Source organism: Paenibacillus sp. FSL K6-2859 (genome assembly GCF_038008265.1).
Taxonomy (GTDB): domain Bacteria; phylum Bacillota; class Bacilli; order Paenibacillales; family Paenibacillaceae; genus Paenibacillus_AQ; species Paenibacillus_AQ nitricinens.
In genome coordinates this window covers 3635014-3650931 of sequence record NZ_JBBOYU010000001.1, presented here as the reverse complement: position 1 = coordinate 3650931, position 15918 = coordinate 3635014, and the positions used below count along the sequence as shown (strand labels likewise).

The following is a 15918-nucleotide window of genomic DNA, read 5'->3' as shown; positions in this document are numbered from 1 at the left end:
AAATTGACCCGAGCGTTCTAACTGGACATATGAGAGGACATACTATAGAAAGCAGTGACTATGCCGTTGAAATGGTAAATGTATCCAATTGTTCTTTAGTGGCCGAGGCTGCCACTAAAGAACGGGAAAGACAATTAGGGGTAGCTGAAGAATTGTTTTAAAATTAAAGCTATAAGACCGAACATGTGTGAAGATACTGATATAAGTTGATTGATGGTAATAATTAGCTTTTTTATTTAAGAGGTACTTAAAGAACAACCAACAATAAACATATAAATATAACCACACAGAGTTAAATCCGAGATTCTGATTACTTTAAAGTTTAATACTCGTTAGCGACAAATTGATCTCTATAAAAAAGAAAAGATGAAGATAATGTTCATACAAGGGACGTTCATTTGAACGTTGTATCGATAACCATTAATGGACAGCTGATAAGCAGTATTTATAGATCAAATTGGCTTACTCCATTAATTTATATACTACTTCATCACAAAACCCGTATTTTGTACATATGTCTATGAGTTGGAAAACGCCCTGTTTGGTTCTTATTGTCTGTGTGTCCGGTGTGGACAAGAACTTAGTCCCATTGCCGCCCCCCTATTCTGGCCATACCCTAATGAGTTGTTTTTTGAATAAATGCTTCTTTATAAAGGAACTCACGTAATTAAGTAGTTCATAATTTTTTGAATAATCCGTACAACAGGCCCATTTGGAGAACTAACTTCGGTCGGGTCTGTTCTTCATCAGCTGCTGGTAGACGATGAACAATCTATATCTATTGGACCTGCTTCACCGGCGAACTGAGTGGCCAACTGCACAACGGATTCTACAGCTCGTGCACCTTGTCTTATAGATGCACCAAGGCTGGGCTGCTATCCTTCCCCAAAGACAATTTGTCTTAGGGAGTTATGAGTACGCGCTTCGTATCCATGTAGCGATCGCTGAGCTTGACCGTCTTCAAATTTAACCCCCAATGAATTACTTACGTCTTCAATCAAGCCCTAACTCCGAGGAAGACCGGCACCGTCTAGGTATTCCAAAAAGGGAGTCCTGAACACCCAAATGGAAACAATTTCCACTCCTCGCACTGTGCTTTCCATTAGAAGAGTTCGTCGCAATTCCTTTCTACACCATTTATAGAGACTCAACGGCTTCGTACTCTGTTTATGCTTGATGCCATGCATCAGTTCCTTGAATTAACAGCAGCCGAACCCCGACTTTATCCTTTTCTATTTGAGCCAAAAACGGTTCTTATGCTGGAGGAGAGCAGCTCCTCTGCTAAGAAATTTTCCATTGTGAAACATCAAAAAAAACGCTACGCTATACCGATTTCAAAAAAAAATCGCTTCAAATTTATGGAACACTTCCAACTTAGTTGGGAAAAAGCGATGCGAAAAGAATATTAAGACTTACCGGTACGCCCGACCGGGATGGCGGCAGCCGTCGTCGTATGAAACGTCTGGTAACGACCACCAAGTCCCCGCGGTTAGCCGATGATAAAAAAAAGGACCATCTGGCCGGCCCCTTTGGCGGCGGTCGCCACCCACCGCCCTTCCCTGTTACCTCGCACCGGCTACGCCCGACTTTCTTCCGTTACTCCCGGTACGTGCTACCCTGGTGGCTGCAGCAACCGGATGGGAATTCACCGATGCTGCGACTACCGCCGTCGTCCGGAACGTCTGATACCGCAGCCGTTCAGGCCAAAGAGGTAGGTCGACCCTTTCCCCGGCTGCGGCCGGCGAGCAGCCACCGACTCCCATCGCACCATCTGGTTTCCCTTTGCCGATTCCCCCACTTTTTCCGGCATTTAAAATCCACCCATATAAATGACTTGATCAATAACCATGTTTTCTTACAAAATTAACGAGATGGGCCACTGACTTCGGTCGTTCCACCCACCTATGTGTCCGAAGCAACCAGGTGTGCTGCGCACAGCAGCTGGCCACGCCGCCGGCACCGATTCACGCAGCTCACGGTAATTGTAGATTTCCCCGTTAAAAATAGTGATACTTCGCCCGGCTCATTGTGCATCGGCTGCGAACCTTGAATCCATACGGTTTATTTAGGAAGGGTGTCACTTCAACTCATCCATGAATAGGCTGTTGTAATAAATTGAATAATGGAGGTATCCCAGATGACCTTTGGGAACGAATATCCAAACAGCCAGGCTAATCCATCCGTATACCCTTACTTTACCCGTTACGATCCTTTCCCGTACTCTCATTACTACCATCTCTTCCGTTCAGATAGCAGTCTATCAGATCAACCCTCAGACAGCGAAAACACCAAAAAAGAACTTTTAAAAGGTTATATGAACGAAAATGTATGCAGCGGGCAGGGGATTAAGCTAAATACCGGAGGAGAAGTAGGCGGTAAACACGGCATTGGTTTAAACGCTGGCGGGAATTTAGCCTTAGGTAGCATGGGTATGTATGCGGGCGGCCATATGGGCACTCCTTCATATGGAATCCATGCGCAAGGCAATACTCATCTGGACAGCAGCCAGGGTCTAGGGCTCAATGCCGAAGCTCAGGCCTTCGGCAAGTACGGGATTGCGGCTCAGGCAAAAACCCAAATAGGTGGCCAAGAGGCAGGTTTTCATACGGGGGCGCAGGTCGGAGGAGAGTACGGTATGAGTGCTGATACAGAAGGACACTTGGGGTTCACTCAAGGCGCGGGACTGCAAACCCATTTGCAGCTTGGTGGCGAAAATGGTCTCGGCGCCCAGGCCAAGGCACAACTCGGCGGCGGTCAAGGAGCAGGCTTAGGAGTTGCCGGACAGGTAGGCAAATATAATGGAAAGTTAGGATTTAATATTGGCGGCAAGGACAAAGAAACCAAGGAGTAAAAGTTGCCCCAACGTTAAGTATTTAACCTTTCATTAGATATTCATTTAATCGTCAATGCGACTATATACTTGTCCTTGAGAAAATAGTTAATTAATTCCAAACTTATTTGATGAATATCAAATCGGTAATAGGGCCATGTTCCTGTCCATTAACGGCTAAGGGATCAAGTTCTTGTCTGGAGTAAAGGACAAGAACTTGATCCCTTAAATACAAAAACCGCTCGGGGCTCGGTTCTTATAGGACTATGTTCTTGTCTCCTGACAGTAATAGTTAGTTAGTTCGTAACTTCATCCAGCTCCTTCTACAGTCTATATGTCGGTCTTTACTTCCATATACAGCTATTGCGTGGCATAAAAAACTGTGGTTTTACATCTTATGATTATTTCATTAATCAACTTAAATAAAGTTCTTCTCTCTGCGATTTTTCGAATGTCTGTTTATTTAAAATAAGAACCGCGACTACATATTGTAATTCGGTTCATCGTGAAATGTGTTGCGTACTATTTACTGTTGTCTTTTACTGTGATTGCAAAGTTAATTTTCATGGGAGTTTAACAGTCTGCCGATCCCGAACAAATCGGCTAAGGATGCGAGTTTTTGTCCTCTGACAGTAATAACAAGTAATCGGAAATTTATCTTTACTAAAAAAACTGACCTTCATTAAGAAAGGTCAGCACTGAGTTATTAATTTATTTTTTTTTTTATTAATATCATTGAATGTGTAAGTTGAATCAATTGAAGTTGTAATATTCCCATTTCCAATAAGACTATTTTCATAGTCATCTGATCGAAACACTTACTTAAAATTACAAATCAAATGATAAAAACTCAGGTAGTTGTTGTTCACGCTTGTCGAGCATAATCTGATCCGGCTTGATGCCCTGCTCACGCAGTACTTCAATGTTCTGAACGAGGAATTCGTCACTACCGACAACATAGAAAATTCCATCCTTGTCTGTAGCAAGATTTTCCACTTCTTCATAGTAGTCTTTACGATTATCGACGAACTGTGATGTGAACTTCTTGTCAGGAATGGATTCGAAAATATTAGTGAATAAGAAATTTTTTGATGAATCTATGTTCAGGGAATGAATTTGATTGACATTGTCAGCACGTTCGAAATAATCAAGAACAAGAGGTCTGAAAGTTGCCAGTCCGACACCTGATGACAGCAGGTAAACATTTTTATCTTCTCTTTTAAGCGGTAGATTCGAATGAGTTTTGAATATTGCAACTTCATTGCCGACTTTAAGAGTTCTTAAAATCGTTTTAAACTCAGAGCACTGCTCTCTGATTCGTGTTGTGATACCGATTGATTTTTCGTGTGGTAAAGTAGAGATTGACATATGGCGAATCAGGCCACGGTTTGGTTTATCTCCGGCATTAAAACCTTCCAGTGCGAAGTGGGTGTGGGAACCTTCTTCCCATGTAAAGTCTTTCGGACAGTCTAGCAGGTACGTTTTAACTTCAGGTGTTTCTTCAATAATCTTATTTATTTTAGTCCAATAGATTTGCATTATATATCCTCCATACTCAATTATATGTATCGTTCTTAATATACAACAAGTGATAATAATTCTCAATCAAAAGGATCGATAACTCGATGATTTGATTCTTTGCAAAGCTACTATTGATGTCATTAAAAGATGGCTTCAACAGCCATCTTTTATAACTTTGGAGCAACCTCCTCATTTTATGTTTTTCGCATCCTCCAGCCACTGCTGCAGCAACGTGTAATCTTCGATTTCGCCCAGCCTAATCTTTGCGATCTCTCCATCTTCATTAATTATGAAGGTTGAAGGAAGCGCAGTAATTCCAAAAGCGATAGAGATTTTCCCGGTAACATCAATAGTGACAGGAAACGAAAACTGGTGTCCTTTCAGATATTCTGATACCGTCCCTTTAGATTCTCCAACATTAATAAACAACGTTTCAACCTGATCCCCCGAAGACATGTGAATATCATTCAGCAGAGGCATTTCCTGCATGCAAGGCTTGCACCATGAGGCCCAGAAATTAAGCAGCACTCTTTTCCCCTTGTAATCCTTCAAGGTAATTTTTTCGCCGGTTAGTGTAGTAGCTTCAAAGTCAGGAGCGGCAGCCCCCACTTGAATCCTTTCAGATGGAACCTTGTTTTCATTATCTATAAATGTCCATACGACGGCCCAAATAGCCCCGACAACGACTAGCAAGGCAATGATTCGGTTTATCCTCATCTCAGACCCAGACTATGATTAAAGGCTGCGTATAAAGAACCGAATTCTGATTGAAAACCTTCAGTCGGACCTGAACCAACACATTTTCCATGGTTGAGAAAAACAATTTGATCGGCTACCTTATCTGCTATTTCCAGTTGATGAGTTGAGAACACCACCGTATATCCTTCTGCCTTTATGCCTTGTAGCAGATTAACGAATTCATTCATCCAGAAAGGGTCGAGACCGTTGGTAGGCTCATCCATAATCAACAATGGCGGTTTGGCTATCAACGCTTGACCGAACAAGATACGCTGACGCATTCCTTTGGAGAAAGTGTTTACCAGAAGATTACGTTTGTCCTCTAGTCCTACTAAGACGAGTATTTCTTCGACTCTTGCTTTCCGTTTAGGAACTTTACGAAGCGCTGCCCAAAAAGTTAGAATTTCTGCAGCAGACAGACCATGTGTAAACTGATAATCATCAGGCATATATCCGATCTGCGTCGAGAATTGTTTGCGTGAATCACTCCAGCGAAGACCATTTACGGAAATTTCACCTGCTGTTGGCTGAAGAATACCTGCAATCATCCGCAGAACTGTGCTTTTTCCTGCCCCGTTTCCGCCACATAGCGCTAATATACTTCCACGAGGAATTTGAAAACTGATTTCCTCTACTAATGTTTTCTTTTTTATAATCTTAGAGATTCCCTTCACATTTACAAATAAATTATCCACGGGAACGCCCCCTTTCCCAAATCCAATAAACGAATAGAATCGAGGTTAGTATCCAAATCAGGCATACTCCCACAAACAACAAAGTACCGTTAGATCCTCTAATCCACTCTACCCACTGGTAGTACTCAGGTCCCAGTATTGAGCCTCCACCTAGCTTTATCACAACGAATAAACGTACTAGCTCCGCAGGATTCAGAATGGTGAGTGCCACGAGCAGAGGCTTTATCCAGAGATAAGGTAGTAAACCTAAACCAGCTATCAGAAAAGTCGGCCAGCCAATGACCAAGAAGAACCATACTGCGACGGACACCGTCAGGGCTTGCCAGCGGTTACCGGACAATGAACCAATCAATAAAGCAATCGTCAAGAATAATATAACCAGACCGGCTGAAAAAGCCAGAAAAAGAAAGTACGTACTGGAATCGAAGGCCATGCCCATCAATCCAGACATCATCCCCATCAACCCATAACCAAAAGCCACAATGATGAGCAGCACAGAGGCCAGTCCCATATACTTGCCCAGAATAAAAGAGAACGTTCCAATTGGGTAAGTAGACAGCAGTTGCCAGCTACCCTCCTCCTTTTCCGAGGTCAATGAGAAAGAACCTAAAAACAAGGTCATTAGAGGCAAAAGATAAACAATAAGACTTAACATGGAACCCGTGACAGCTGTATACCCTTCGACCACATTTTGTGAATTAATTAGCAAAAGGCCTAAACTAAATGTACAGAATAGGCCCAAAAAAGAATAAGCCCAAGGATTGCGAAATCCCATTTTAATTTCTCTACGGGCCACTTGCAGCATGTCAGCCATAATTACATGCCCGTCTCTTGGTCATTAGGCATACCATCCTGATCCTCAGACATATGGTCGTCCATATGACCTTCTTCACCATGCATATCCATATTCATATTATCCGTATTTTGTTTCCATTCACGGGATGCCAAATCTCCGGCAGTCAGTACTGTACCTACCCCTTGCTCCTTTACAAAATCTTCAGCAGCAGTGCTATCCTTAAAGCTAATTACACCATAGGCCATAGGTGTACGCAGAGACTCATCATAGACATAGCTCGCTTTGCTAAATTCAATCCACTCTTTGTCGTTGTAATCCCTGACATAGTCCATTCCAATGTCCTTGGTCCCGTTCTTTTCCTTCCATTCGTTCATACAACCAATATCATCAAACTTATAATTTTTACCATCTTTGGTCGTCAATTGAGTGGCATAAGCATCATCCTTAACCTGCATGTTGCAAATCACACAAATATCTACCGCTTCATTTATAGCCAAAGGTTTGTACTTCTTGACTCCACAAGCTGACAAGACTAACAAACTCAGGACCAATATTAAACCTACATTCCATTTTTTCATAATCGTAATACCCCCAAGTATATTATTAAAATCACTGAAAAAAACATAAGCAGCCAACCTACTATCATTACTGATCCTTGGCCTCCACTTGTCTGTCCTTCAGCGCCCGCACCTATCTCCAATTGCATTAGCGGAGTCGAGTCAGTAGACCACTGTGCTTTACCGTCTGTATACATATCGCTTAAAAATGTCATGCCTGGTGATTGGAAAAAAATCTGATAAGCAGCAGTTTTGGAGATTAATTGCTGGTAAAAGGGATTAATTGCATAAGAAAGATCGCTCACGCCATCCCCAGTAAGATCAAGACCCTCGAATGAATCCCAAAAATTACCGTTCATCTCATTATTCCTGCTTCCTGTCGCTTGTGCCTCAATGACATTAGCAACAAAACCATTGCGTTGAAAACGATTACCTTCTGCTTCTTCAAACTGAATTCCAATATAGTTCCGGAGCACAAGGTTATTCTGGAGGTTGTTGTCTGAAGACTGCTGCATATAGATCCCCACACGATTTCCTTCCACCACGTTGTTCACAATTTTTGAGGTATGCACATCATATAGCAAAATCCCTTGGGAATGGACATTCTGTCTCTGCTTGCGAAAAGAATTGCCTGAAACCAGAACATCTTTCACTCCCATTATCATTGCTCCCGTCACATTGTATTCCCCAATGTTGTTGGTGACCGAAGAGCCATTGATATACATACAATGAACACCATAGCGTAAATACGAAAGCTTGTTCTGGTCAACTACCGTATTGCGACTGTTCTCCAGATAGATGCCATCCCGCAAGTAAGAGATTTCATTCTCACTTATGTTTGTTCCGTGAGAGTTATATAGGTCAATCCCATTGCCCCTTGTTCCCGGAGCAGTCCCTTTTGGAATAAACCAGCGGATTTTATTATTTGCAATAATGCCACCGTCAGCCTCACGTAATACAATTCCAAATCCCGCAGTATGGATCGTCAAATTCCTCAATATAAACCTATCTGCTTCCACCTGAACCGCTGCCGCATCCTCGTCGTTGTCTTGTTGAATATTCAGATTTTCCAACTGTACGCCTTCAGAGAGAATAAGGACAGCAATCTTAGCGTCTGGAGAAGAGTTTACTAATGTCGCTCTTCCCTCTCCACTGATGGTCAGCCTTTTGTCAATGCGAACCGGTCCCAGGTAAGTTCCCGGAGCGAGGGAAATTGAATCTCCGCTGCGAGCCGCATCTATAATCGGCTGCAGTGGAATCGCTTCCGGATTCGTATTAGTTGCATTACAATAGGTTGGTGTGATAAAGAAGAGAGTAGCTAATATCGTGACCAGAATTCTCAGAATGCCTGAATGATAGTTTCTCTTGGCTATAACCACTGCCCCCTTTTTTTACGATCCTTGGATACCTCCGAAGCTTGCATCAGTTTCATCATAAATGGTTCATACTGATTCAGCCTCCCGTTTCTCTGCGAAGCAGTTGAAGAAGTGCACGAAAAAGTTGTTTTACCTGCGCTATTTTCGCTTAGAATTGCTACTGACTCACCTAATAATGAATGAAAGCTTAATTCCTTCAAAATATTGGATTGATTGTACCCCCACTATATCGCGAGATTTTTATTGCTAGAGACGTTTTGTGCACACTAGTTTCAGTATCGTGAGCGCTCCTCTATGAATACGCTTTAAGTGTAAATAAAAGGAAGATAACTGCCTATAGCTCAATGTAGCTATACTCGTCAAAAAGATGTGTCTTTTTTATGATTTATGTCATATCTCTTTGTAAAGTATCTGACAATCGATTTCAAAAAAACGGTATATGTGATTTATCGAAATGAGTTACTTAAAAATAGTAGCTTGAATGCTATAAATCCTCGAAATTGCAAAAAAAGTCCTGATAAAGTTATCATCAGGACTTTTTTAATAGCTATGAAAATAAATTTTGTTAGCGAATACTATTTCATGATACGAATGGATTTTGTAGTATTATCGAAGAATACATCTGCACCAAAATACTCAGCAATGAAGCGTAATGGGAGCATAGTACGTCCGTTTACAATTTCAGCAGCTACATCCATTCCTGGTGCAAGTTCACCGATCGTTATCGACAAAGTCTTTCCTTCCAAGGTAATCAGTACGGTTTTCGTAATGTTATCCCAGCCTACTTTTGCTCCTAAGCTCTCGGCTACGAAGCGTAGTGGTACTAACGTTCTTCCTTTAACGACCATCGACGCAACGTCCCTACTCATTTCGTTTCCGTTTAATTTATACCCTGTCTTACCTAGCGTAAATTCCAATATCACAGGTTCAGGCTTCGTTGTAACGAAGATATAGCCTAGCCCTTTTGCTGTGAAGGTAAATTTACCTGTCTTATGGTCATAGTTACCACCTAAACGTTCCATGCTACCGTCTAACCGAAGAATGACACCGCATAACATGCTGATATCGTTATTCAACAACTTCTCTTTTGTCAGATCGAAGGTTACGGGTATAAGCCCTTTATAATCCTTTATTTCCCGGTCATCCGCGAAGATCTTCAACTCATAACCCCGCCCTATTACTAAGTCTCCTTCATCTACAGGTTTAATGACAACCTTCATTTTCTTGCCTGTATTCAATTGCTTCAACAATTCAGGTGATAATTCAACCGAAACGGTGTCATTCGTAACGATTAGTGGTTTGTCAGCTTTAATAATTGCACCGATCGTATCGCTATGAATCTCAAGCTCGTCTATTCCGGCTGACAACGTCAATTCTATGGAATCGCCCTTCTTCAGCTGCTCTTTGATTGTAGCATCCATACGATCCGCTACTGATGGTTCTGGCGAAGGCGTCGGCGTACTGCTTGGGCCACCTGAACTTTCGCCATTGTTATTACCGCCGTTGTCATTGGCAGTAATTACGATAGTTAACTCTGTCGTATCCCTGCCAGCATGATTGGAAGCCGTAACAGTAAATTTGTACGTTCCCGCTTCAGTAGGCACCCCTGATATCACACCCGTAGCTTCTTCTAAATTCAACCCAACAGGTAAATAATTATCACTCACTGTCCAAGTAACCGGTTCGTCGCCGTATACCGATAATGTTACCGTATAGGGTTGTCCAGCTTTGCCGTTTGGCAGATTCTTAGTGATAATCTCTGGAGCTGTATCTACTGGCTTATCCTCTTTAATCTCGATGCTTAATACCCGCTCATCTTTACCAAAGTCATTCGTTGCTGCAACATTAAATTCGTAATATCCTGCCTCTTGAGGTGTACCCAAGATTACGCCGGTTGTTTCATCTAGGTTAAAATCTGCTGGCAAAGCTCCTCCTTGGACCTTCCAAGTCATCGGTTGGCTGCCATATACCGCTAATGTTGCCGTATACGGTTGTCCTACTTTGCCGCTTGGCAAGTTCTTAGTTATAATTTCCGGAGCTGTGTCACCGTAGACGTCTTTAGTGATTACGATATTGAACCGTTTCGTGTCACTGCCTGCTTCATTATTAGCTTGAACTTTGAACGTAAATTGACCCCATTGATCGGGTGTACCAGATATAATTCCTGCATCTTCATCCAAGCTTAATCCTGATGGCAATTGACCCTCTACAATGGCCCATTTGATCGGTTTATCGCCATCAGTGGTAAAGACTGCCAAATACGGTTGTCCAACTTTGCCATCCGCAAGCGAATTCGTCGTAATCGTTGGCGCCGTACCTGCGCCTTCAGCCCATTTCGCATATAATTCAATATTCCATGTAACAGGATCAGCAACGAAATCCCAGGCATCGTTTAATCCTGCATCTTGATACCAACCGTCGAAAACCGTTTTTTCTTTTGTCGGCGCTGTTGGCTCGGTAATTGTCCCGCCCAGATCAGCGAACTTCATTGCAACATCGCTACCACCATTAGAATCAAAAGTCACCGCATAAGGGTTGTGTGCACCGATGGAAGGTGTTCTGCCGCTAAGTGGGTTGCCGAAGAAGTCTGTTCTCTCCGTCATATGAGGTAGAGCATTCGCGCGATCCACATATGGGCTCACAATTTCGGCACCTGTACCAAAGGCCAGGTTATTACCGTCAGCAAGACGGAACCCGTTCATCGCACTATAATCAAGCTTGGCATCAACTGTTCCACTGTTAGTAATCCAATGTTCCGGTGTAGATTTATAATCATTTAATATAGAATGTAGTTCCTCATCTGTTACATAGCGGTTGTCTGTTGCAGTTACGCCTGCACCTAGATACCCGCCCCCGCCTGCGTTCATGCTACCAAAAAGATTAGCCGGATACACAATGTTGTTCGTAAACCGTCCGGCTGCAAATGGAGCTGATGTTCCTCCGCCTTTCAGACCAACATGGTTGTTTTCCCCAGTGTAGGCAAAAATATTATTCTGGAAATAAATGTTCAAGTTGGAGGCTGTCGGGTCAAACACTAACGAACTGCTATTCTTTAATGGCGTGACGATAACATTGTTATAGTATAAGCCGCTTAATTCCTCGCTCGTTGAAGAACCCCCCGCTAGTAATATAAGACTATTAAAGCTCTTGTTAAAATCCGGGCTGCGACCATCATTCACGCTAATGTTATACCGAACGATATTGCCCTTGGCAGCATTCATCTGTAAATACCAACCGCCATAGTTATTTCGGCTGTAATTGTATTCATATACATTGTCCTGACAATAGTTGTCTATGTCCCAAGCCATACCGTCATTGCTAGCATGATAAGGGTTATCGACAGCTTCATTATAGCGGAAGATCGTACCTTTACTTGCCATAATCCACGCGGCCGCATAGTTTTGCGAACCTAGATATGTTGGGTTTGTATTATTTGGTCCCCAGTTCGTAACCAGGTTGCCGCTCTTATCGCTTAGATAGCTGTAACCGTTGTCTGTGACCACATTTCTTTCCACAAGGGAGTTGTTTCCCCCGGACATGACAATACCATCTCCAACCGAACTTGAAACCCAGTTGTTTCTAAACACAGCTTTTGATGCCCAAGGATAGCTTGAGTTACTCCAAGTAATACCTGTGTTATTGGTCCCTGGATTGCTTGGTCCATAGGCATTATTGCGAATACCTTCATTATCGCAGCGAAGGGTTTTGTTGCCTTCAACCAATATATCTACATAACCATTAATAATGATGCCGCCGGACACCTTATTTGCTCCATTTGCTTGGTGCAGCCCATTAACATCATGAACATAGTTATCTCGAATAACCATTCCTTGCATACGAGCATCAGCATACTCTTGAATATTAAACTGACCTTGACTCAGCTTGGAAATCCGCGACATTACAGCGATACCGGAACGGCCGTCACCTGCTGCATTGCCGATGTTCGTGACTTCAATTCCACTGACTACCCAATAGTTAACGTCATATAACTCAATGGTACCGTTTAAGGAAATCCCTGATGGGCTCGACGCTGTTCCACCACCATTAATGATCGGTCGTTGGTTAGGATCGGTCGTATTATATTTTGTAAGCGTAATCGGATTTCCTTCCTCACCATTGCCGCGCAGTCTGATTTGTTCATTCCATACGCTATTCGCATCCAGATAAATGGTTGAACCCGGCATAAATACATATTCATTAATCTTGGAGATTGATTTCCAAGCCGTAGCCGGAGTGAGTCCATCTTCCTGATCGTCACCGTTATTGGAGAAATAATAATCACGGACTTCAAGGGGTACAATGTTCAACTCGAATGTGATTTCGGCAGGATGCAGATTAAGTCTAACCGTATATTTTCCCGGTACGATATTATTTCTTGCGAATGATTCTTTGTTAATCTTCAATACATTACCGCTAACCTTATAATCCACATCCCGGAGTAAAGTTACAGTGCCGATTTCCACTCCAGCTAGATCCGCCAAATCAGGATTTACGGTGATATTATAGTCATCCAGACCCATAACATATGTGCTGTCTTCCAAGTGACTATACTCTTTAGGCAACAGCTTTAGCGTAATAGAAGCTGTCCCGGTTTGGGCTGTTTTTCCACTATCGATAACATATACGTCATCGATAAAATGTTTGTTCTGTATATCCTTAACCGTTCCAGCCTTGTTGCCCCAGTTTGTAGCAAGCTGCAATGCATCGATCTTGGAAATATTATTCTTAACTTGGGTATCAAAATTGCCACCATCTGTTGATTGCCTTTGAAGGTCTTGTCCATCGATTTTATAGGTCGTTCCCGTTGATGTAACGAACCATTGGAATTTATGCCAGCCTTCGCTTCGCTTGACATCTACAGGATAGAATCTTCCAGATGAACCGGGTCTGACTGCGTAATGGGTCAGATTTTCCGCCCAATCACCATCTCCATTGCCATAATTGATGGCGATATGTTCATTGGACGATGGGGTTAAGCCAAAGACAGCATGGTCATTGGAACCCGCTCTGCCATCATCATAGTACCAAGCAGTAACGATTGTTGTCTTACCGGTTGCAGGGGCGTAATTATAGGTACCTGGAACAGTAGCCACCTGACCGGCGCCGCTTGATGTCGCGGCCTTTCCTCCGGTACGGGACATCACATCGCTGTGAACATATCCGTTCGCACCATTTGAAAATTTCTTCTCCCCTTCAAACCCATCGTAAAACATAGTTTCAGCCTTATTGAAGTAATCAACGCTCACTTGAACAGTGACCTCTTCGTTCCCTGTCGGAACATAACCTTTCTTAACCGTCACGAATCCGGCATCATCTACTTCAATCTTATCCTTGTCTTGATCCGCTGGGCTGAAGCTGATGTTATCAGCAACGAACACATCAGCAGTGTCAACGATTAACCGCGTTTTATCTCCTGCACGCAGAGTATCGTTCTGGCGAATTAACGCAATGTTAGCTGAATATCGGGTGCTCTCCCCTGATTCAGCAGAGTCTAAGAATCGTGATGTTGCGTTGCCGTTTGCTGTTACTTTAAATGTATCATTTAAAGTCGGGGACAAAGCCACATCACTGGTTGTTGCTGCAATCGGGCTTCCATTAGCCACTCCATTCCTGAAGAGTTGAACCGAATAGGCAGCTGCGTTAGCGACACGGTCCCATGTAGCGTATGTGCCGTTCCATCTGACATTTACCGGTACAGGTAATTTCTCGATCTTTAATATTCCGGATGCTGCAACTTCTTCACTGATGTCTCCCGCATTATTAATGACAATGGCTGTAACAGTGTAGTTGCCCACTCCCAGTGCCCTAGCATAGGGCAGAACATGATGCCTTTCATGATTGTTAGGCTGGTCGGGTCCCCCATTTTTCGATAAATAATAACCAACAGGTCCACCGTCTTTGAACAGTGTTACAAGGGTATCTCCGTAATTGGAAGCACCACTATAAATGCCCGTATCTGAGTCAAGCATCGGGTTAATTGGCGCATTCACCTGTGTATTGGTGGTTATCAATAACGGTACAGCATTGGATTTCACCATAACTCCCTCTGCCGAGGACACTTCGCAATAATAGAAATTGCCTTGTTGTGAAGCTGAGTCCACATTGGGAAGCGTTAATAGCGCCTTATCAGCTCCACTGACTTTTGTCCCGTTCAAGCCAGTCTCGTCATCAGATACATACCACTGATAGGCTGAAGCAGCGGCTGATGCCGCAACGCTAAATGCTGCTGTCTCACCTTGTTTCACTTCTGCTGCTGTTGGCTGAGTGATTATTTCTAAATTTGGCAATCCACCGGGAGGTACCAAATTTAATGTTAATGTTCTGGTTCCTGTTGTTGTAGCCACATCTTTAACAACATAAAAATCGTCGATTAGATGTTTATTTTTAATATAAGCTTTGTTGCCTGACTGGTTGTTCCATCCTCCAGCTATTTTAGGCTGAATGGTTGTACCGCTCTTCATAGCTTTGTAAATATTACTTTGCGCTGAATCGGATATTAATGTTCCGTCTATTTGTAAAGTCGCACCATTCGGTGTAATGAGCCACTCGAATTTATGCCAGCCTGTGGAACGTAAAGCCCCGCTATCTTTCCAACGGTTGCCTGCTGTACCCGCTGATGATGGTGCATATGCCCAAGTATATCTAGTCGGGTTATGAATAACATCAGCCTCTGAGCTTTGATAGAATGTCCCGGCAAAGGTGGCATTTTTGCCATCTACAATAGCAAATTGAGTTCTATCCGTCGCTGTCTTCTCCTCATCAGGATACGGGTCAAAATACCATGCCGTCATCTTGTAATTGCTGCCTGCCGGCAATGCCACGTCTTGGGCTACATTTTCATTATTCGTATCATTCGAAGGTGTAATCGCTTTCAATCCAGAACGGGACTGAGCATCGGACAGCGTATATGACGAGCCTAATTTGCCCGTTGATGTCATCGGACCATTGTTGTTCTCGAAGTCCTCCATGAACAACACATCGGAGTCATGGTAATAACTCGCCGCGGCCGTGATTGTCACCGGGATGCCCGGAGCGCCTTGTGACGCAAAGGTATAACCGCTAGCTAAAGTAATGTTCCCCTGATTATTAACAGTTAAAAGATTTGTATTGCTGGAATCGTAATTAACCTCGTCAATAACCGGTCCTTTCACCAGACTGCTTAAAGGCGAACCTTTATAGGTAAGATTCACCCTGCCCGCCTGACCTGCCGCTTGTGTCAATTCTAGTACAACAGAGTCAAAAGATTCGCCCCCTCCCGCAGCTGACACTTCAGATAAAGGCGCCAAGCCGAACAGACCAGGGAATACCAATGAAGATGCCGTAATCATCGACAAAGCTTTTTGCATCCATTTCGATCGTATCATCCAAACACTTCCTCCCTTTGAAATTAATAAATGAATACTTT

The 15918-nt window shown here is 43.1% G+C and carries 10 protein-coding genes; 3 read left to right on the top strand and 7 right to left on the bottom strand.

What is annotated here, in order from left to right:
* Positions 1-2 precede the first annotated feature (2 nt).
* The 3 genes from MHB64_RS16025 to MHB64_RS16015 all read left to right on the top strand — a co-directional run bounded on the left by MHB64_RS16025 (position 3) and on the right by MHB64_RS16015 (position 2851).
* Positions 3-161: a putative immunity protein gene (locus tag MHB64_RS16025; RefSeq protein WP_445671640.1), complete on the top strand. Its 159-nt coding sequence runs from the start codon at positions 3-5 to the stop codon at positions 159-161.
* Between the two features lie 1008 nt (positions 162-1169).
* Entirely contained in the window at positions 1170-1409 is a 240-nt protein-coding gene (locus MHB64_RS16020) for a hypothetical protein (RefSeq protein WP_341134870.1), read from the top strand.
* A gap of 713 nt (positions 1410-2122) precedes the next feature.
* Positions 2123-2851, top strand: coding sequence for a hypothetical protein (locus tag MHB64_RS16015; protein WP_341134869.1), 729 nt, complete (start codon positions 2123-2125; stop codon positions 2849-2851).
* An 807-nt stretch (positions 2852-3658) separates the two neighbouring features.
* Here MHB64_RS16015 and MHB64_RS16010 read toward each other — a convergent pair.
* The 7 genes from MHB64_RS16010 to MHB64_RS15980 all read right to left on the bottom strand — a co-directional run bounded on the left by MHB64_RS16010 (position 3659) and on the right by MHB64_RS15980 (position 15877).
* The gene (locus MHB64_RS16010) at positions 3659-4369 is read right to left on the bottom strand and encodes a dihydropteridine reductase (protein WP_341134868.1); all 711 of its coding nucleotides are present in this window, start codon (positions 4367-4369) and stop codon (positions 3659-3661) included.
* Between the two features lie 171 nt (positions 4370-4540).
* Positions 4541-5068 (bottom strand): redoxin domain-containing protein, encoded by a 528-nt coding sequence (locus MHB64_RS16005; RefSeq protein ID WP_341134867.1) that lies wholly within the window; start codon positions 5066-5068, stop codon positions 4541-4543.
* Positions 5065-5784, bottom strand: coding sequence for an ABC transporter ATP-binding protein (locus MHB64_RS16000; RefSeq protein ID WP_280786281.1), 720 nt, complete (start codon positions 5782-5784; stop codon positions 5065-5067). Before MHB64_RS16000 ends, MHB64_RS16005 begins: the two co-directional genes overlap by 4 nt.
* Complete coding sequence (locus tag MHB64_RS15995) at positions 5777-6598, bottom strand: ABC transporter permease (protein WP_341134866.1); 822 nt, start codon at positions 6596-6598, stop codon at positions 5777-5779. Before MHB64_RS15995 ends, MHB64_RS16000 begins: the two co-directional genes overlap by 8 nt.
* 2 nt (positions 6599-6600) lie before the next feature.
* Positions 6601-7158: a nitrous oxide reductase accessory protein NosL gene (locus MHB64_RS15990; protein WP_341134865.1), complete on the bottom strand. Its 558-nt coding sequence runs from the start codon at positions 7156-7158 to the stop codon at positions 6601-6603.
* The gene (locus tag MHB64_RS15985; protein ID WP_341134864.1) at positions 7155-8516 is read right to left on the bottom strand and encodes a right-handed parallel beta-helix repeat-containing protein; all 1362 of its coding nucleotides are present in this window, start codon (positions 8514-8516) and stop codon (positions 7155-7157) included. The genes MHB64_RS15990 and MHB64_RS15985 overlap by 4 nt, the downstream gene beginning before the upstream one ends.
* A 572-nt stretch (positions 8517-9088) precedes the next feature.
* Complete coding sequence (locus MHB64_RS15980; protein WP_341134863.1) at positions 9089-15877, bottom strand: putative Ig domain-containing protein; 6789 nt, start codon at positions 15875-15877, stop codon at positions 9089-9091.
* Positions 15878-15918: the final 41 nt, after the last annotated feature.

Excerpts from the sequence above, each read along its gene's own strand:
- MHB64_RS15995 (WP_341134866.1), bottom strand. The coding sequence starts at position 6,598 with ATGGCTGACATGCTGCAAGTGGCCCGTAGAGAAATTAAAATGGGATTT.
- MHB64_RS15980 (WP_341134863.1), bottom strand. The coding sequence starts at position 15,877 with ATGATACGATCGAAATGGATGCAAAAAGCTTTGTCGATGATTACGGCA.
- MHB64_RS16010 (WP_341134868.1), bottom strand. The coding sequence starts at position 4,369 with ATGCAAATCTATTGGACTAAAATAAATAAGATTATTGAAGAAACACCT.
- MHB64_RS16005 (WP_341134867.1), bottom strand. The coding sequence starts at position 5,068 with ATGAGGATAAACCGAATCATTGCCTTGCTAGTCGTTGTCGGGGCTATT.
- MHB64_RS15990 (WP_341134865.1), bottom strand. The coding sequence starts at position 7,158 with ATGAAAAAATGGAATGTAGGTTTAATATTGGTCCTGAGTTTGTTAGTC.
- MHB64_RS16020 (WP_341134870.1), top strand. The coding sequence starts at position 1,170 with ATGCTTGATGCCATGCATCAGTTCCTTGAATTAACAGCAGCCGAACCC.
- MHB64_RS16015 (WP_341134869.1), top strand. The coding sequence starts at position 2,123 with ATGGAGGTATCCCAGATGACCTTTGGGAACGAATATCCAAACAGCCAG.